Consider the following 19128-nt stretch of genomic DNA (forward strand, 5'->3'; position numbering starts at 1 on the left):
GGTGCAGGGCAGACGGGGTTGGGTTACGGCACCTTTGTCTGGAAGCAGACCGTGCCTTTGCCACTGGCCGGGACACCCGCCGCACCGAGGTTCAGCGTCAGGAGGCCGGGTCGCTGGGGGCTGCCTGCCGGGTCGCTGGGGTTGGTCACGGGGGTGCCGTCGAGCGTTCCGGCGTCGGTGTCGCTGGCGTTGGTGAGGTCGGTGCCCGCGGGCGCTCCTGCATCACCCACCGCCACCGTGGTCCCGATGGCATGGCGCACGCCCTTGCCTGCGCTGTAGGCATTCGGCACCATGACCATTCCCAGCGGCACATAGTCCTTGAGAACGAAGTTGGCAGCGTGTCCGCCCGTGTTGTTGTAGACGATGCAGTACTCCACCGTCTCCCCGGGCTTCACGCCAATGCTGCCGGCACTGCCGATAAAGGTACCGGCCGGACTCGTGGAGATGTTGCGGCCCAGCTTGGTCAGGGTGATGCTGGGAGGCACCACCACCGTATCGGTGTCACCTGCGCTGTTGTTGGCCATGTTGGAATCGGTGGTCCCGCCTGGCGGGGTCACAGTGGCAGTATTGGTCACGCTGCCGCTGGCGGCCGTTACCGTTGCCGTTACCGTGAACTCGTAGAACGCACCGTTTGCCAGGGCAGGCAAGGTGACGCCTCCCGCACTCTGCAGCGCGGTGGTCGTTGGGTTCACCGTGCACACGTTGCCCCCGGCCACTGTGCAGGCGGCAGCACTCTGGGTCAGCCCCGTGGCTGCCGGATCCTTGAGGACGGCGCCCGTGACGCTGTTGGGCCCACCATTGGTCACGCGGATGGTGTAGGTGGTTTTGGTGGTCGAAACGACACTTCCCACACCATTGGTTTTGGTGATGCTCAAGTCAGCGGCCGGTGTGATGACGACCTGAACCGGAGCCGTATCACAGGCTGTGGCCACGGTCTTGTCACACAGGCTGTAGGTCACTGTGTATGACCCCGAGGGCGTAGCGGCAGGAATCATCAGCTGCCCACTGGCATTGACCGTGATATTGGCGATTCCACCATTGTTGCTGACCGCAACGGTGCTGTTGGAACTCGTGGCCGCCACACCACCATTGGTGTCGTTGCCCAGCACGGTCACTGGGCCGCCACTGCCCGCCACGAACGTGGCGGCAGGATCGCTCACAGCGTCAACAACGCGGGTCTGTACTGGGGCACTGGTGTTGTTGCCCGTTACATTGTCTGTTGTCCCACTGGGAACGGTCAGGCTGGCGGTATTGCTCAGCAGGCCATTGGCCGGGGCTGTTCCGGTCAGGGTATAGGTCAAAAAGTTGCCGTCAGGGATGGCATTCAAGGGACTGGTATCAAGCGTCAGATTCCCTGTGGAGATGGTCACGCTGCTGGACGTGAACGTCTGGGAGCCGCAGGTTGCCGTACCCGTGGCCGCACACGCGATGCCCGTGACCGTGAATCCAGCAGGAATCGTGTCGTTCACGTCTACGGCACTCTGCGAATCAGGGCCATTATTCCAGACCCGCAGGGTATAGCTCATGGTGCTGCCTGAGCCGACGGCGGCCGGACCACTCTTATCAAGAGCGAGATCGGCAACGGTGGGGGACGCCGTCAGAGATACTGATGCGTTCTTTTCCAGAAAAGGTTGATCCACACTTTTTAGTGTCGCCACATTGGTGATTGTGCCGATCTGAGTCACCCGCGCCTGAATCGTCAGGGTGGCTTTGGCGGATGCATCGAGATTGCGAATGTACCAGTCCCCTGTTGTGGGGTTGTAGCTGCCCACGCTGTTTGCCGGTTGAGTTACGCTGGAGCTGAGATAGGCCAGTCCACTGGGCAAAGTATCCTGAACACGAATCCCTGTCGCTCCCAAAGTGGACGCGCCAGTGTTGGAAAGTGTAACAGTGTAGACCACTGTATCGCCCACCTTAGGCGTGGGTTTATCAATGGTTTTACTGAGGTTGAAATTTACCGGAGCAGTGAACACAATGGGCAATCTGTTTCCCGCACCATCATTGGCTTCATAGATTGCCTGATTGTTCCCGGTCAAGTTCGCAATCCGCATGGCCCACCAGCCATACGAGTTGCCGAGGGCCACACTGTCTGATCCAGAATTCACTGTTCCGCCCGCTCCGTTCCAGACTCCATCGCCCGATATGGTCCCGCTCACCGTCGTGCCATCCGGACGCACATAGGTCAACGTTGTCGCACTCGGCTTGTCCATATCGAAATTTCTCAAGGACAGCGGACCGGTCGTACCGGGTTTGACATAAAAGAAGACATCATATGACTGAGTCGTGGTGTGCTGAAAAGAGCTTTGATACTGTCCTATGACAGGAGTGTAGTTTGTATTGCCCACGGTAATGCTGTACGAGTTATCATCGTCATTAAGAGTGGTTGCGGGATCGCTGGGCGAGGAAATGTATTTCGCGCCTGTCTCGCTGAGCAGATAGTATGTTCCTGCCACCGTAATGGAATACGTAAAGGTGGATCCATCTGGCGATCCAGAAGCGAAAGTTTGCTGCTTGAGCTTGGTGCCACTGGTTGGGGTTGTGGCGGCATTATTCGACAATGTGAATCTGGTGGGGTCTGAAGAGCCGTTCACTTCGTCTACCGGTCCCACGCTTCCAGCCGCTGATTCGGCGTCATTCACCGTCAGTGACAGGGTGCCACCAGCGGCATCCAGCTGATCCTGGGTCACGATGATGTCAAACCGGTGGAAGCGGGTACCGTTGGTGCTTCCAGCAGTTGTGTACCAATCGCCAATGGTCGCCGCCCGTGCGCTGCCACTGGTCTGAAAAAAGATGGCGGAATTGGTGGGAATGGTCCCCGCAAAGCTCCAGCTCAACACGCCCAATAGAACTCCGATAAGAAGAGCCACCAGAGGCAACCGCAGCAGTTCTCTGAGCGAATTCATTTCCTTCCTCCAACCGTTTCATCCACCGTCAAATCCAGCCGCAAATACGCGCCCTGTCTGGTGTACAGGCCCGCCGACGGCAGGCCCTCAAAGCCCTTGAAGTTGTAACCCGCCGTGAGCCAGGTTCCGGGGAACGCGCGCACGCTGGCCTCCAGGCCGTAGCCCAGGGTGGTGGTGCCGGTCGCGGGCTGGTTCAGGACCCGGCCCCATGCGCCGACGCCGAAGCGGTCGCCCAGATAGGCGGTGCCGCCCAGCGCTGCCTGCGCGGTGAAGCTGCCCGGGTCGTTCAGCAGGGTGCGGGTGTCCAGACCGCCGCGCACCGCCCAGGCGGGCTGGCGGTACTCGCCGGAGAGGTTGCCGCTCACTTCCGGCTGCCCGCCGGCCAGCGTGCCGCTGAGGTAGCGCACGGTGCCCAGGCTGTTGAAGGCGCTGTTGCGGTAGGCGTAGCCCACGGCGGCGCGCAGGCCGCTTTTTCCCGCGCCGAACTCGGCCAGACCATCGGCGGTCAGGCTCAGGTGCGGGGTCACGCTGCCGCTGATGCCAGCGCGCAGCACCACGCCGAAGCCCTGGTTCCCCATCACCACGTCGGTGCCGGCGGTGGCGCTGACCGTGTCGGTCTTGTAGTTCAGGTCCGCGCCCGCGCCGGCCTCCAGCGTGCCCGCCGCAACGCCGTACAGGGCGCTGCCACGCAGGCCCAGGCTGGTGCGGTTGTTCAGGGGCAGGGTGGTGGAGACGCCAAACCGGGCACGGTTGCCCTGGCCGCCCGCGTTCGGCAGGTCGTAGGCCAGCGCGTAGTTGGTGCGGCCCAGGGTGCTGTCCAGCGTCAGGACCGCCGCGTGCCCCACGCCCCAGGTATACCGGTCGCTCAGGCCCAGGGTCACGCGGTCGTTCAGGCGGTAGCGCACGCTCAGGGCAGTCTCAGGCTTCTGGGGGCCGCTCAGGGGCTGGGTCTGCACCACATCCACGTCCAGCGGCGCGCGGTGGTACCCGGCGCTGAAAAGACCGCTGAGGCCCTTCTGGTCGCCGAAGCCCACCTTCAGGCCGCCGCCCACGCTGAACGGTGTCAGGGCCACCTCGGTGCGGGCCGAGACCGAGCCGCCCACGGTGACCCCGGCTCCGGCAGTGGGGGCGGGCGTGCGGTGGTACTCGCCGTCCACCAGCGCGCGCACCCTCTGGCCCAGCCGGGCGTCGTAGCTGCCGCTGACGTTCAGGCCGGCGGCGAAGGGAGCCAGGCCCGCATAGCGGCCGTCCTGGTAGCGCACCCGGGCGCTGAGGGTGCCGCCACCCAGGGCGGCTCCCAGTTTGGTGCCGAAATCCGCGCTGACCTGCACGCCCCCGGAGTAGGCGAGCAGCGCATCGGCGCGGGCCACACCGTTGTCGTAACGGGCACGCGCCCCGAAGGTCACGCGGCCATCCAGGCCCACAGCCGCCACGCCGACGCTGTAGTTGCTTCCGGCGTAGCCGACCTGCGCTCCATAGGCCAGCCGGCGCTGTCCCCGTTCGTCATCCAGACGGTAGGAGGCGAGCACAACCACCTCGTTGAGCCGCGCGTCCACCCGGTCCAGGGCGCGCACCAGGGTCACGATACCGGTGCGGCGGTCCAGCTCGTAATCCACGTTGGGCTGCAGACGGACGCGGCCGAGTTCCTTGCCGGTGCCGCCCTCCAGGGTCACGACCTCCAGCGTCTCGCTGCCCGCGCTGACGCCGCCGCGGGCGAGGCGCAGCACGCGGGTTCCCCCGGGGATGATCCGCTCTCCACTGATGTGGGCGTCGGGCACCAGGGCCACAAACCCGGAAATCTGCGGCGTGCTCTTGCTGCGGGCGCTCAGGGCCGTGAACTGCTCGCCCACCGGCAGCACGTCCATGGGCAGGGAGCTGCGGCGGTACTGGGCGTGAAAGCGGGGATGGTCGTAGTCCAGCGCCACCGGGTCGAGGCCCTGGAGGGGCACGCTCTCGGCGCTGCTGTCCCCGTACAGGCTGTAGCGGCGCAGGGGATCGCGCCCGGTGGGCAGGCCATCCTTATCGGCCGCCACATACAGCTTGCCGCCGGCGAGCGGTCCCTCGTAGGACGCGCGGGCCTGCACGCTCAGGTCTTCCCGGAGGTTGAAGTCACCGTCCAGGCCCAGGGTGGCGCTCACCATGCCAACCCCCACCTGGCGGTCGTCGGGCGTGACCGCAAAACTGTGTCGGGTCACGTCCTGGCCCTGCACCACGTCCAGGGTCAGGGTGGTGGGCGAGGGTTGCGGCTGCAATTCCAGCACGCCCTCGCCATCGATCAGGCGCAGTTGGTAGTCCGCCTCGGCCGGGTTGGCGTCGGCGGTGCGGGGCTCCAGGTTGGAGCGCAGGGTTACGCTGGGCTGCGAGGTCAGCCGCCCGAAGGCGTCGAGCGCACGGACGCGCACGCGCAGCGGACTGCTGCCGTCGGCAATCAGGCGCTCGGGCACGAACTCCAGGCGCTGGGTACCTCCGACGCGGTTGACGGTGATCTGCTCCCCGCCAAAGTCCAGAACGTTGGGGCCGACCTGCAGCGGCACGCCCACATATGTCAGGCGCATCACGCCGCGCGCGCCGTCCTCGGTGCTCTGCCCGATGCGGTCACGCCCCACGACCACGCCGCCCACCCGCAGGTCGGGCTGCTGTCCGGACGGCGCTTCCACCACCACGCTGATGCGGTCACGGATACGCACGTCGCTGCCGGCCAGGGGCAGCTTGATGGCGCCCGCATTTTCGCTGGCCTGAATGGGCGCGCGCAGGGGGCCAGCCGCCGCGAGGTCTCCCGGGTCGAACCGGCCCTGCAGCACCTCACTGCGGTCGGCACGGTAGCGGGCCAGCAGGCCCGGTGCGGGCAGTGCCCCCAGCGCACCGGCGTGGGCCAGATCGTAGGTCAGGAGGCCGCGCAGCACGGTGCCGTCGCTGCTGCCGGGCACCGTCCAGTACAGCGTGCCGCCGGGGCCACGAACCGGGTCGGGCACCGCATGACCGTTCAGGCGGCTGCTGCCGGGCACGTAATCCGCGCCGCCCGCGACTGCCTGCGCCAGCACGACCTCGCGGACCTCGGCGGGCGCGTCGAAGGGCAGGCTGACCGTGCTGCGGCGCTCCAGGCGGACCGGGGGCGCGGCGGGGACCGGCGGGGACGCCACCGGAACCGCCTCGGCGGGGGCCGGCAGGGGGGCAGGCTCCAGGGCCAGCACCTGACCCGTGACCGTCTGCGGGACCGGGCAGGCCGGGGTGTCCAGCGTGGCCTGCAAGGTGGCCGTGCCCGCCTCCACCACGCGCACGCGGTAGCTCAGGGTGCGGGACTCGCCGGGGTTCAGGATGCCGCTGAAGGTGGGGGGGTCCAGCGACTGCAGCCCCGCGCCGGGAACATCGCTCAGCGTGAAGGCAACGGCCTGCGCCGCCGTGTTGGTGACCTTCAGGCGGACCGTTACCTCCTCCCCCGGCCGCGTGTCGCCCAGGGGCTCACGGCTCAACTGCAGGCGGGTGGCGTCGGGCCGCACCTGTACCACCAGACTCCGGGTCTGCGCCCAGGGAGCCAGGGTGGCACTCACCGTCAGCGGGCCGGGGCGGGTGGCCGTGCCGCTCACGCGCAGCTCGCCGGGGTGCATGGCGCTGAGGCGGCCCTCCAGATGGTCCAGGCCCCCGATCTGAAGGTCGCCTGCCTCCACGCCAAGCTGCATCGGCAGGTCTCCCTCAAAGGCGGTGGTGGCGCGGGCGGTCAGGGTCACGCGGTCGCCCACGCAGACCTCCGCCTTGTCGCTCTCCAGACTCAGCGCGACCTGCGGACGGATCTGCACCGTGGCCTGCCCCACCCCGCCCCGCGGCACCGTCACGCGGGGGGGCACGCTCACCTGCGCTCCCGCCACCATCCCCACGCTCAGGGGATAGCTTCCCGCCGCCACCCGCTGCTCGGCGCCCGGGCGCACCTCCAGGGTCTGGCCACCGGCGGTCACCGTGGCCGAGGTCGGCTGGGTGCCGCCCGGCAGCAGCAGCTCGGCCGTCACCCGCAGCAGCCCGGTCTGATCCACCCTGCCGAGCACGATGGGGGCCGGGGTACCCGCACGGGTCAGGCGGAAGCCCACCGCGTTGCTGTACTGCCGGGCCGTTGCCGGCTGGCGCACCTCGACGGTGTACCGGCCGGCGCGCCGCGGCAGCGGCCATTCCACGGTCCCCAGGTTGCGGCTGATGGGCAGCGCGCTGGCGTAGCCGGTTTCCGTGTCGATCAGCCGGGCCTCGAGCTCACCCGCGCCGTCTCCGTCGTACATCTGCAGTGCGTACACCCCGCCGTCGGTGGTGACATTCAGGGCGGGCACCCACTCCCGCGAGTGGACATTGACGGTCAATCCGTCCGCACTGACCGTGGCGCTGACTCCGGCCAATCGGAGCGCGAAGGTGTTCTTGCCGTTGCCCCGCGTCACGGCGCGCAGGGTGTACTGACCGGCGGGCAGGTCCTGATCGAAGAGGGGTTCCCAGCCGTGTGCGCCGGGCGTGAAGGAGCGGGTCGCCACCGTCCGGCCTGCCGCGTCGAACACGCTGAAGACGGTGGTCACCGCCGAGACGTTGCCGTCGTACTGCTCGTCGCCGTAATAAGCATCACTGCGGTAATCGGACTGGTCCACGCGCGGGCTGTACAGCTCCAGACGGACCCGTCCTGCCAGCGGCACCTCCAGGCGCAGGGTCTGGTCGCCCACCGCCCAGCTCAGGGCGTCTCCCACGCTCGTCAGGGGAAGACTGGTGCTGATGGCGCCGCCGTCCCCGAAAGTCTGGGCACCTGCGCCCGCCGCCAGCAGGGCGGTGAGGGTCAGGGCCAGGCGTTTGATGTTGCCGTTCAAGATCAGTCCCTCCAGCTCAGCGCCGGGTCCGTGGTGGCCGCACGCGGTTCACCCTCCCAGTCAAAGCGGTAGGTGAACGTCGTTTCACCCGCAGGCAGGCTATCCGGCACGTTCTTTCTGCCTTCTTTCAGGGTTGCGCCGGCGGGCAGCGGGTCACCGAGGTCCACGCCCGTCAGGGGGCGGGGAGTGGTGATCCGCAGGGTCACAAGGTAACCGCCCTCCACGCCATACACAGCCTTGTCCAGGGTCACCGTGGTGTCCCCCTGGCTGACCGTCAGGGTGGTGCGGCGCAGGGCCAGGACCTCTCCGCCCAGCGGCGCCAGCGGGAAGTCAACGCTGGTCAGACCGTTGACGAACACCGTCTGGGTGCCGCTCAGACCACCGTCCCGCGGCGTCCTGAGCGGCGGGTAGGGCGTGGTGTTCGGGTCCAGGCGCAGCGCCTGCATGCCGCTGGGCACCTCGGGGAAGCTGTAGCGGCCCTGCGAGTCGGTGAGCACCTGCCGGCCTCCGGCAAGCAGCACCCGGGCGCGCGGCAGCGGCGTATCCAGACCCTCGTCGTACCGGCCGTCGCGGTTGCGGTCCACGTACACCACGCCCACGATGTCCGACCGCGGCGCGAAGGTCAGCAGTTTCAGTTTGGTGGTGGCCACGGCGCGGTTGCTCGCCACGGCGCGGGCCAGCCCGCCTGCCCCGGTGCCGCTGACCGTCACGGTGTTGACCAGGTCGCCGCTCGCCTCCGGGGTCACGCGGGTCTGGTAGGTCAGCGTGATGGTGGCCCCGGCCGGCAACTCAGCCAGCGTCCACACCAGCACGCCGTCGGTGATCTGTGGATCGGCCAGCGCCGCGCCGTTCAGGGCGCTGGTGCCCGGAAGGTAGGCCAGCCCGCGCGCGGGCGTGTCGGTGACGCGGGCGTCCACGATGGCGGTCGTCGCCGACCGGTTGGTGATCTTGAGGGTGTAGGTCAGGCGGTCGCCGGGCGCGACCTCACCGGCGCTGACGGTCTTGTCGACCACGAGTCGCGCGGTCCACACCGGGGTCGTGACCTCGTTGCTGGGAACGGGCTCAGTCAGTTCGGCGGTGGTGAGGGTAAAGGTATTCCGGAGGGCCTCGCCGTCCACCGCACGGCTGGCCACGCGGGTCACGATGTCCAGCGTGCGCGCCTCACCGGGGGCCAGCGTGCCCAGCGTCCAGCCCACGGTCTGTGTGCCGGGCTCACCCGTGACCCGTCCGCCCTCCGTGGCACTCACAAAATCGACGTGGGCGGGCAGCGGATCACGGACCACCACGCCGGTCAGGGGGCGGGTATAGGGGTTACGGACGGTCAGCGTGTAGGCCACGGTATCGCCGGCCGAGACGGTCGCGCCCTGCGGCAGGAACACGTTCCGGCCGTCCTCAAGGGCGCTCGCCTGGTACGCCTTGCGCACCTCGGGCAATCCCGCCTCCACACCCTGAATCCCGTCGCGGGTGGTGTTGCTCTCGCCGCGCGTGCCGCCGAGGGTGAGCAGTGCGTCCAGCGGACCGGTCTGGGTGGCGGCGTAGCACACCCGCACCGCTGCCGACTGACCGGGGTCCAGGCTCAGCGGTTGTGCGAGCAGCTGACCGTCCGCGCCGTACAGGATGACGGTGGCCGCGCCCTGCGTGAAGGCGAAGGTCAGCAGGAAGTCGTCGCGCACGTCCCCGGTGTTCAGGGCGGTGTGGTCAAAGCAGACCGGCTGGCCCAGCGCGGCAAACGCCCGGATCTGGCTGTCGGCGGGCGTGCCCTCGGGAGCTTCCGGGACCCCCACCGGGCCGATGGCGACGGCCGGCCGGTACCGGACCTCCACGCCCGCGCTGCCCCGCACCGTCTGGTCCCGCGTCGTGGCCGAGGCGACGTTCAGGATGGTCCTGTTCTCGGCGCTTGCCCCGGCCAGCAGGCGGAAGGTCAGCCGGACGGCTTCACCCGGCGTGAGGCCCGGCAGCCGCACCCGCACGCCGCTCACCGGCTGGGGTTCCTGCGCCGACCAGTTCATGCCGTCGGCGGTGTATTCCAGCGTGCCGCGGTCGGTCCGGGCGCTGCCGGGCACAAAGCTCATGCCCTGGGCGATCTGCTCGGCCAGGGGATCGGAGACCAGCACCTCCCGGCTCGGGCCCTGGCCCACGTTCTGCGCATCTACGGTCACGGTGGTCTCGGCCCCAGGACGGACCAGCGCGGGCGCAAAGCTCTTGCCCACGGCCAGCTGGGCGGGCGGACTGGTCTGCACCACGCTGACGTTGTTGTCATCGCTCTGCCCGCCGTCACAGGCGGCCACCAGAGTGACGTAGGTGTCGCCGGACGCCGCGCCGTCCACCACGAGCAGCAGATCGGCGTGCGCGTCGGCATCCAGGGTCACGGCACCGACCACCGGCTCATTGGCGTCGGGCTGGCCGTTGCCGTTGGTGTCCCGGACCACCTGCAGCCTGGCGCCGGACACGCTGCCCGGTTCGGTGCGGCCCGCGACCGGGAAGGCGAAGGCGCTGTTGCCCGCGTTGACCATCCGGTATGCGAACACCGCCCGGTCACCGGGCATCAGCGAGGCGCTCTGGCCGGGCTGTGCCACCGTGCCGTCGGGCGTAACGCTGACTGCACACACGGCGGAGACGGTGGTGCGAACGGTGTTGGAAAAAGCTCTCCCAGGTTCGCCGTTGCTGGGAGGCAGATACTCGGCCTGTGCCTGATTGGTGATCACGGTTCCGGCGGGAGTTTGCTGGGCGCTGGCCTGACCTGTGGTCACCAGAACACCGACACTGAACATGATCTGGAGAAGTTTGTGCAGGTGTTTCACTCTTGCTTCTCCTTACAAAAAGACGGCGGCGCACCTAAATGTGCATGAAGCCAAAAAAAATCTGTTGTTGGGTTCTACAAAGGTGCGCCCCACACTGAGGCAGGACGCACCCGACTTAAGGATTTACTTGATCACGACCTGGAAGATGACGGTGAGGTTGCCCTGGGCAGGGAAAATATCGTTGTCATCTACTGTGCCGTTGTTGTTGGTGTCAACACCCACATCCACACTGGTCACCATGTTTGCTGCAATGGCCGGAACCTTGGTCGACTGCCAGGCACCCCCGTTGAAGCGGTACATCACAGTGCCGTCCGTGAAGTTTTTGGTGGCCGTGACTGCATCAAAGGTCGTCCAGGTAAAGATGTTGGTGCCGGGGTTGCTGTTCGATTCGGTCACGTAGAACTTCTTGAGCCCCGCGTTGTAGTTGTTCTTGGCCGTGATGGTGTAGCTCAGCATTTCGCCGGGACGCGCTGCGGAGGGCTCGGTCTTGAGCATCTCCACTCCTTTGTTTCCGGGCTGCGCCACCGCGATCTCATCGTTGTTGTCCTCCCGCACGATGGTGCTGTAGACCGCCGTCGCCCTCTGATTGACCTTGAGGGTGTTCGTCACACCGTTAAAGGTCGTGGCCTGTGCATTGGCCGGCATGTCGATCACGGCGAAGACTTTGAGTTCCGCGTCGGCAAGTACAGCGGGGGTGGTGTAGGTGCGGGTTCCGTTCCCGTTGGTCACAAAGGGCAATTCTGTGCCGGGCTGATTGTTGTTGTTGTTGAAGTAACGAACGTTGACAATCTGGCTGGTCACCGTGGTGTCTGGGTTGATCACGGGAACCACGACGGTGCCCACCAGGGTGTAGACGTCAGTGTAGGCACCCAGATTGGTCAGATCCATCGGGAAGACGGCGCTGCTGTCGGTAGACACGCCGGTGGCTGTACCTGCGGCCGCACCCGGGACAACGCTCTGAAGGGGAGCCGGTGTGGGGGACGTGCCCAGATCCACTGTGGCGTCGCCAAACTGCAGTTGTGACGGGTAAATCGTATCGATTGAGGTGTCTTCGGCCAGCAGATCGGCATCGTTGCCCGAATCGGCCCCCACGATGATCACGATGGGACCAGGATTCCTTGTGGGATCGCTGTCGTAGTCCGGATACGTGACGACCGTGCGGTAGCCAACGGTCTTGCCGGCGTCCACCGTGAGCAGCGGATATCCGCTGCCGTCTACAGGCAGCGCCACACCTGCAACATCCGTGAAGCGCACCGTGATGCCCCCCGGCAGCGTGAAGACGCCACTGACGCTGGGCATCACGCTGGCCGCGCCGCCCGCGCCGGTGGTGTTCGTGGGGAACAGACGAATGATGTCCTGCAGGCTGCCCCCGTTGGTCAGGCTGTTCACGAAGGCCACCGTGTCATCGGTGCTGTCGACATCTGCCTTGGGGTAGGCCATCTGGTTGTCCGGGCTGATGGTCACAATGTTTGTGCCGGGCCGGGTTGGATCGGCGTATCCGGGCACGCTCGAGCTCTGACCAGGAGGCGTCACCGTGGTCGGGGGATCCTGGCGTCCCGGCGTATTGGGATCGCTGTCGATGACATCGTTGACGATGCTGGGCGTGTAGATGAGGACACGGCTGTACTGGAGGTCGGTGCTGTCCTCCGTTTTCTGAATCACCGTGTTCCCGCTGTATACCGCGGCCGTACCCTGAGGGCTGGCCGCATACTGTGTGCCTGCAGCCGCACCATTGGGGGTCTTGATGACCTGAATAATGCTCACCACGCCCTCATCCTTCGTGGTATTCAGATCGTCGACCGGAATGGTTACCTTCGTGATGGGGCCGGCATTGCGCTCGGTGACATCCAGAATGCCGTCATTGTTGGCATCGAGGTAGTACAACACGCTTTCCGGCGCACTGGGGCTGCCAGCAGTGTTGGCCGCCAGGGTGACCACGTAGTTGTTGACGTTGCCGGAGTTCAGCACCTTGTAGGGGGTTTCAAGGGTATCGCCCGGCAGTTTTTGGCTCTGATAGCCGGTGGGCAAGGCGCCCGTCGCCGTGGTGCCGTCAGCGGCCCCGGTGAAGTACACGATGTCGAAATCCGGCTTCTCAAGAACCAGGGTGCTGACCGAATTAGACTTGGCCGGTTCCAACACGGTCGCGTTGGTGGTGGGGTCGGTGTAGGTGGCGGTCGCGGTGTTGGTGATGACCGTACCGGCTGGGGTGCCGGCTGCCCCGGCAGTACCCGCTGCCAAAGCCATCATTAAAGCCACAAATCTAGGGTTCACTTTCACAGGACTTCTCCTTCTTGCTGGGCCATGACGACCCGGGCAACCTATGGGAATGATCTCAATGGGGAAACACGGGGAAGACCCGTCTGCGGGGCTGATCTCGGGTCATCTGGCGAGCGTCTCAGAACACGCCAGAGAAGCCTGGAGCTCGTATCTTCATGCCGGTCTGACAGTGCATCTGTCAGGAAGTGCCAGGAGATACGAGGAGGCATTTATGAAATCTCCTTAAAGTGGTCAGAGTATGCGGGCCACCGCAGAACTTAATAGGGCTCTTCTGCTTGCCTGAGCCTAAAAATTCCACTCTTACGCATCACTTACACCGTCTTTAGAAAGGAGAGGCTCTTCAGGTAGATGAGAGATCATGAGAAGCAGCAAAAGAGCTTCTGAACCCTGGACACCTCTCGGTTGAGAGATTTTCAGCCGCCTGATCACAGCTTCTTCACTTTTTGGACAGGTGAGGCACCCCCGGTGGGGGTGGTCACCGTGGGGTCAGGTCAAGCGCTGTATTTACAGGTCCAGGGCCGTGGGGGTGGGTCGAGTGGCCGGGATGGCTGTGAGCAGCACCTCGTATTTGCCGGTCACAAAGACTTTGAAGCCCCGCTTCTGCAGGTCACGCCGGGCGTCCGTGACATCGGCGGTCAGCAGACTCAGATCGGGCCGGGCGAAGTTGCGCATGCGGGCGCCGTAGCTCAGCGCGCCGTCGCGGTAACGGGCATTCGGAAAGCCCAGCACCAGCCCGCCGCCTTCGGTCAGGTGATGCTTGCGCAGCGCCGAGAGCAGCACGTCGGCCCGCACCCCCGGACTCTGCAACAGGCTGAGGGCCACGATCAGGTCGAAACGGCCCAGCGCGGGCCGGGGCAGGGTGGTCACGTCCACTTCCAGAAAGGTTCCGTGGGGAATGCGGGTACGGGCGGCGTCCAGGGCCGAGGCCTCGGTGTCCACACCCACCACCGTCAGGGGCAGTCCGGGAAAGGCCAGGGGCAGAACCTCCAGTTCCCGGCCCGCGTTGACGCCCAGCGCCAGCACCCGCCCGCCCGCTGGGGGCTGGGTACGGCGCAGCGCCTCCACAAAGGTCAGCAGAAACACTGGGTCTTCCAGTTTGTTCACCCGCTGCCAGCTGCTGCCGGCGCCGTATCCGCCGGCATCGGGGGCGGGTGCAGCGTGCTGACGGCGCAGCCCCAGCCACACCCGGCCCGCCTCGCCGCGCTCAGGGGTCAGCAGGTGGGCTCCCAGCACGTCGGCCAGATCGGTCCAGACGGACCATGGGCGGTGTAGGCCGCCGGGGCCGACCTCGCCTGCATACAGCCCCAGCCCGGCGTCCGGGTCGGGCACATTCAGGCGGACCTCTCCCCGCTCGCGCAGCGCTGCCCGGACGGCGGGCAGAATCTCCGAGAGGGGTTCCAGGGTAAAGGTCAGGCCGGACATCCAGGGCAGCATAGGGCACCGCGTCTATCGGCGGCGGCGAATTCAGACCGGCGAGGAACTGGAGGCCCTGTTGCTGCAGGTGTTCCTGAAGACGGCCGATCCCGGCCCGGTCCGCGAACGGCTGGCGCTGGCCTTCGCGTTCCACGACCCGGACGCCTGGGTGTGCGTGGACGGACGGGACGGTGCGCAGGCCCAGGTCAGTCGGGGGGAGACGGCCCGCCGCGCCGGCAACGACCTGACCTTCCGCATGAGCGGCCAGACTGCCCATGCCTTCTGGCGCGGCGACCTGAATGTGGTGGCCGCCCTGACCGGCGGGCAGCTGTGCATGGAGGGGCCGCTGCTGCGTGCGCTGGCCCTTGCGCCGGGATTGGCCCGGATTCAGGCCGCCTACCGGACCGAAACGGGCGGATGAATCCGGGGTCTCAGTAGCCCCGGTGGGTCACCTGGGCACCCTGACCCACCAGCCACTCGGTCACCACGCCCACGGCGGCCTTGACTCCCGGCGTGATGATCGGGCCGCCAAATTTGGCGAGCCGCACCAGATGGCTGCCGTCTTCCCGACCCGTCACGCCGATCAGCACCTCCTGGGTCAGGTCATCCTCGACCACGTGGGCGAGCACCACCCAGCCGTCGCGGCGCAGGCTGGCGTACAGGTCGAGCAGCACCACGGTCCACCCTCCCGCGCGGGCGGTCTGCTTCTCGAAGTCGGTGGGAGAAAAGTGGGGGGGCAGGGTCAGGATGGCGTGGGGCACAGCGTGATCGTCCTCCGGGTACGGGGCAAGGAGCGACGGCGAACGCGCCGCCGTCACCATCCCCGTAGGTGTGAAGCGGGCGTGCCGGGCGTCCAGGCCCAGGTCGCGCCACTTGCGGGCGTATTTGGTTTCCAGCGCGGCGGGCGGCGGAGCGGTGAGTTCCACCTGCATGGCCCCGCTGGCCTGCGCCTCGGCCACGGCAAAGTCGAAGTATTCCTGGTGGTCGGTGGTGAGCAGCACCGCGCCGCCGGGTTTGAGGCGGTCGGCGGCCATCCTGAAGAAGGAGGCGCGCAGCAGGCGGTGGTCCAGATGGCCGGCCTTGGGCCAGGGGTCGGGAAAGTTCACCACGATGGCGTCCAGCGCCCCGGAGGGCACGACCTCGCGCAGCAGCACGTCGGCGGGCAGCTTGGTCACGATGGCGTTGTCCAGGCCTGCCCCCCGCAGCCGCCGCTGCGCCTTGAGCAGCGACACGCCCGAGAGTTCCACGCCCAGGTAGTTGGGGGCCTCGGCAAAGGTCGCGGCGTGGTGCGGCCAGAACCGCCCGTCTCCGAAGCCGATTTCCAGCACCCACGGGCGGTCCGGCGTGTGCGGGTACAGCCGCTCCGGACGTTCGGGAAAGTGAAAGTCTGCAAGCTGGAAGATCATGCGCCGGCCTCCCCGGAAGACGCCAGCAGTTCGTCCGCCAGCCGGCCGGCGTCCTCCAGCACGCTGCGGTAGCTGTGCTCGCCGGGCAGGCAGCGGCCCACCGCATGCACCCGGTCAAAGCGTTTCAGGTGAAAGCCGTCCAGCTCGGCAGGGGCAGGCGTCAGGAACCGCACCTCGTAGGGCGGCGCTCCCTCCACGCCCGCCGCCGTGGCCTCCGCACCGATCAGCCACACGCCGCTGCGGGCCAGATCGTCGGCCAGAAAGTCATAGGCGACCTCCGAGAGCCGCCCGGCCTCCTCCAGCGTGTCGCCGATCAGCAAGCGGCCCTTGAGAAACGCGCCCACCGCCAGCACAGCGTGGCGGGCGCGCAGCTTCGGGCCCTCCCAGGTGGACAGAACGACCTCCGCCGGGACTCCGTTCGGCTGCAGTTCATCCAGTTCGGTGACGGTGCTCTGCAACAGGTGAATGCCGGACGTGGCTTCCAGCTCGGCCTTGAGCTGCCGGTGAAAGGTCCAGCCGTCGGTATCGGGCGCGGTGCGGTCCCGGATCACGGCGAAGACGCTGCCGGCCGGAAAATCGGCGTCCTGCACGGTCGGCGCGTACAGGTTGCCCAGGTGGTCCAGGGCCTGCGAGACCAGCAGCACGTCCCGGCCCGCGCGGGCCAGCCGCCACGCCAGCTCGCAGCCGGCCAGGCCAGCGCCGACCACGGCCACGTCGTAGACATGCCCCGGCTGCGGCTGGCTGCGGGGAGAGGAGGGGCCAAACATCACGGGAGGGAGTGTAGCAGGGGCGCCCGGCGGACCGGGAGCCCGCGCCCCGTCAGATCTCCTGCAGCGGAATCGCCGCGAGCCACTCGGGCACGTCCTGCGGCAGGTAGGTGTCGAAGGTCAGGCGGGTCAGGGAAACGAGCGGGTATCCCTCCAGGGGTCCTGCTGCGGCGCGGCGGTCCACGATGCAGGCGACGGCGGCGCAGCGCCCTCCGGCGGCCTCGGCAGCGCGCACGGCCTTCAGGACGCTTCCTCCGGTGGTCAGCACGTCCTCCACGGCGATAAAGGTCTCGCCCGGGGCAATCTGGAAGGCCTCACGGATCTTCATGCCGCCGTGGCCGTCCTTCTCGGCGAACAGGGCGCGGGGCGCCTTTCCGGCATCGTTGCGGTAATGCCGCGCCACCTCGTAGGCCAGAACCACGCCGCCCATCGCAGGACCCAGCAGAAAGTCGGCCTGCACGCCGGCCCCGCTCAGCCGGGTGGCGAGCGCCGCGCCGATCTGTTCGGTAAGGTGCGGGTACTGCAGCAGCGTGGTGCTCTGCAGGAATTTGGGACTGTGACGCCCGCTGGCAAGCAGAAAATGCCCTTCGTGGTAGGCCCCGGCTTGGCGGTACAGCTCTAGAACATCCATGCGGCGAGTATCGCATTCCCGCACGCGGCGGCGGTGCATCATGGCGCATGACTTCGGTGCCCTTTCCCGGTGCGGTGGTGTATGTGCGGCGGCAGCTGCTGGGCCTCCCCCTCGATGACCTGGCCCGTGCGACCGGGCTGAGCGTACCCCTGCAGCAGCGGCCCGAGCGCGGCGAGCACGGTCCCCGCAGCCTGCATCCGCTGGCCCGGCACGTGCTGGAACGGCGGCCGGACAGCAGCCTGGAGCGTGCGTAGGGCCCGGTCCCTCCGGGCGGCCCTGCGCCATCCTGCGGATGGTGCCCGGCGGCCCGGAGGGCACTGCTGGAGTGTGGTGACAAACGCCGGAGCAGCGAAACACAGGGGAGGTGAGGCGTGAACCACGCGTACGTGGATGCCAGCTGGCATGAACTGCCCGACGGCAGCGAGATCGGAGGCTGGGGGCTGGTGCTGCTGACGCCGGGCGCCCTGCCGGGCCGCTTTCAGGGGCAGCTGAATGCCCCGGACAACAATGCCGCCGAGCTGCGCGCGGTGCTGGAGGCGGTGCGGCTGGCCCCCCCCGGCGAGGCGCTGTCGGTCTTCACCGACAACCAGGCCGTGATCGCCGCCGTGTCGCGCGGACGGGGGGGCCCCCAACTGGCCGAACTCGCGCGCGAGGTGCTTGACGGAGCGCACGCGCGCGGCGTGACTCTGCGGGTGGACTACGTGCCCCGCACCCGGCGGCACATGCTCTCGGCGCACGCCCTCGCCAACGACGCGCGGCGCGGTCTGGGCACGCCGGGACTGGACGCCGCACAGGCCGACGTGCTGATCGAGCAGCGGCCCGCCCTGCCCGAGGCGCGCGTGAGCCTGCGCCGCAGCGGCGAGCGTGTCACGGCGCACGTCCCGCTCGATCCCCTCTCGGAGGTGCCGCCCAGCGCCCAGGCGTTGCTCGCGGCGGTGGGGCTCGCGCAGCCCGGTGAGGTGCTGCTGGTGCGCCGCGCAAGCAAGGTGGCCCAGGCGCTGTGGCAGCGGCCCGAGCGCGCCCTGCGCCCGGCAGCCCAGGCCACGCTGGTCACTGCCCGGCAGGCGGCCGAGGCCAGCGGCATTCAGGTGGAATTTCTGGGCGTGGGCTGAGCTCAGCGGTCGGGAGCAGCCCTCCCCTTTCTCAACGTCCCCTGTGGACCGGCCTCACCTCCGGACCCGCCCGGCCCCTAGCCTGCAGGGATGGAAGGGGACACAGCCGGGTTGTTCGCGAGGTTCGAAGAGGTGGTGCGGCAGATCACGCTGTACCTGGCCACCGGGGTGGAGGCCGCCTCGGGAATCATCGTCGGCATCGCAGTGCTGGAGGCGCTGTGGCGTTCGCTGGGGCTGTTTTTCCTGCGCCAGGGCAGCCCCGAATCCTTGAAAGAGACCATCCGGCTGCGCCTGGGCATCTGGCTGTCGGTGGTGCTGGAGTTCCTGCTCGCCGCCGACATCCTGCGCACTGCCATCGCGCCCAACTGGAACGACATCGGCAAGCTCGCGGCCATCGCCGGCATCCGCACCGCGCTGAATTATTTCCTGCAGCGTGAGGTCCGCGAGGCCGAGCGGGCACGGGCCGACAGCACCGCCGGGCCCCCACAGCACAGGGCGGGATAGACCGCCGTGTTCGCTGCCCTGCGCCTGTTCGTGGAACTGCTCACCAATCTGGTGATCGCGGGCGCGGTGCTCGGCGCGCTGTGGGCCCTGCTGCGGGGGCACGACCTGAACCGGGCAAGGCTAATAGTCGCCGACGGCATCCTGAGTGCCCTGAATCTCAAACTCGTCGCGACCTTGTTAAAGACCGTGGAGCTCACGACATGGTCCCAGATCGGGCTGTTTGTCGCTGTCCTCGCGCTGCGGATTGCCCTGAAATGGGTCATCACCTGGGAGCGGCGTGGGTTTGAGGTGCAGCGTATCCGCTGAGCAGCCTTGAGGCGGCCCAGCGGGAAGACTTCAGGCGCTCAGGGAATCGAGGATCTTCTGGCACGCCGCCTCGCAGCGGCGGCACGCCTCGGCACACACCCCGCAGTGCGCCATGTTCATCTTCTCCGCGTGCCCCTGGCATTCCTGCCCACATGCCCGGCACGCCGCCAGACACGCCT

At 67.5% G+C, this 19128-nt stretch carries 14 protein-coding genes; 5 read left to right on the top strand and 9 right to left on the bottom strand.

All coding sequences use genetic code 11. The features are described from left to right. Positions 1–23: 23 nt before the first annotated feature. The 5 genes from IEY21_RS14370 to IEY21_RS14390 all read right to left on the bottom strand — a co-directional run bounded on the left by IEY21_RS14370 (position 24) and on the right by IEY21_RS14390 (position 14232). Positions 24–2903 (bottom strand): DUF11 domain-containing protein, encoded by a 2880-nt coding sequence (locus IEY21_RS14370; protein WP_188905036.1) that lies wholly within the window; start codon positions 2901–2903, stop codon positions 24–26. Further along, positions 2900–7732 carry a DUF11 domain-containing protein gene (locus IEY21_RS14375; protein WP_188905037.1) on the bottom strand — a complete coding sequence of 1611 codons (4833 nt, stop codon included), beginning with the start codon at positions 7730–7732 and terminating at the stop codon, positions 2900–2902. Before IEY21_RS14375 ends, IEY21_RS14370 begins: the two co-directional genes overlap by 4 nt. Positions 7733–7734: 2 nt before the next feature. Beyond that, positions 7735–10533: a DUF11 domain-containing protein gene (locus IEY21_RS14380; protein ID WP_229753124.1), complete on the bottom strand. Its 2799-nt coding sequence runs from the start codon at positions 10531–10533 to the stop codon at positions 7735–7737. Positions 10534–10656: 123 nt separating this feature from the next. Then, positions 10657–12810 (bottom strand): hypothetical protein, encoded by a 2154-nt coding sequence (locus IEY21_RS14385; protein WP_188905038.1) that lies wholly within the window; start codon positions 12808–12810, stop codon positions 10657–10659. A gap of 504 nt (positions 12811–13314) precedes the next feature. Beyond that, positions 13315–14232, bottom strand: a complete 918-nt coding sequence (locus IEY21_RS14390; protein ID WP_188905039.1) for a class I SAM-dependent methyltransferase — start codon at positions 14230–14232, stop codon at positions 13315–13317. Between the two features lie 70 nt (positions 14233–14302). On the opposite strand from IEY21_RS14390, the gene IEY21_RS14395 reads away from it, so the two are divergent. Then, positions 14303–14644, top strand: coding sequence for a hypothetical protein (locus tag IEY21_RS14395; protein WP_188905040.1), 342 nt, complete (start codon positions 14303–14305; stop codon positions 14642–14644). A gap of 10 nt (positions 14645–14654) precedes the next feature. On the opposite strand, the gene trmB is transcribed toward IEY21_RS14395, so the two are convergent. Genes trmB through pyrE form a run of 3 tightly spaced genes read right to left on the bottom strand, consistent with a single transcriptional unit; the run spans position 14655 to position 17027 of the window. Next, on the bottom strand, positions 14655–15629 hold the full coding sequence (gene trmB / locus IEY21_RS14400; protein WP_188905041.1) for a tRNA (guanine(46)-N(7))-methyltransferase TrmB: 975 nt from the start codon (positions 15627–15629) through the stop codon (positions 14655–14657). Continuing rightward, positions 15626–16396 carry an FAD-dependent oxidoreductase gene (locus IEY21_RS14405; RefSeq protein WP_188905051.1) on the bottom strand — a complete coding sequence of 257 codons (771 nt, stop codon included), beginning with the start codon at positions 16394–16396 and terminating at the stop codon, positions 15626–15628. The genes trmB and IEY21_RS14405 overlap by 4 nt, the downstream gene beginning before the upstream one ends. A gap of 52 nt (positions 16397–16448) precedes the next feature. After that, a complete protein-coding gene (gene pyrE, locus IEY21_RS14410; RefSeq protein ID WP_188905042.1) occupies positions 16449–17027 on the bottom strand; it encodes an orotate phosphoribosyltransferase in 579 nt (192 codons plus the stop codon). Between the two features lie 47 nt (positions 17028–17074). On the opposite strand from pyrE, the gene IEY21_RS14415 reads away from it, so the two are divergent. The 4 genes from IEY21_RS14415 to IEY21_RS14430 all read left to right on the top strand — a co-directional run bounded on the left by IEY21_RS14415 (position 17075) and on the right by IEY21_RS14430 (position 18949). Next, positions 17075–17281 carry an XRE family transcriptional regulator gene (locus IEY21_RS14415; protein ID WP_188905043.1) on the top strand — a complete coding sequence of 69 codons (207 nt, stop codon included), beginning with the start codon at positions 17075–17077 and terminating at the stop codon, positions 17279–17281. Positions 17282–17398: 117 nt separating this feature from the next. Next, the gene (locus tag IEY21_RS14420) at positions 17399–18139 is read left to right on the top strand and encodes a ribonuclease HI (RefSeq protein WP_188905044.1); all 741 of its coding nucleotides are present in this window, start codon (positions 17399–17401) and stop codon (positions 18137–18139) included. A 90-nt stretch (positions 18140–18229) separates the two neighbouring features. Further along, entirely contained in the window at positions 18230–18643 is a 414-nt protein-coding gene (locus IEY21_RS14425) for a DUF1622 domain-containing protein (protein WP_188905045.1), read from the top strand. 6 nt (positions 18644–18649) lie between these two features. Continuing rightward, complete coding sequence (locus IEY21_RS14430) at positions 18650–18949, top strand: DUF1622 domain-containing protein (RefSeq protein WP_188905046.1); 300 nt, start codon at positions 18650–18652, stop codon at positions 18947–18949. 30 nt (positions 18950–18979) lie between these two features. Here the strand turns inward: IEY21_RS14430 and IEY21_RS17205 are convergent, their stop codons facing one another. Beyond that, complete coding sequence (locus IEY21_RS17205; protein ID WP_505686539.1) at positions 18980–19120, bottom strand: four-helix bundle copper-binding protein; 141 nt, start codon at positions 19118–19120, stop codon at positions 18980–18982. Between the last annotated feature and the right edge of the window lie 8 nt (positions 19121–19128).

It is taken from the genome of Deinococcus aerophilus (genome assembly GCF_014647075.1).
Lineage (GTDB): Bacteria > Deinococcota > Deinococci > Deinococcales > Deinococcaceae > Deinococcus > Deinococcus aerophilus.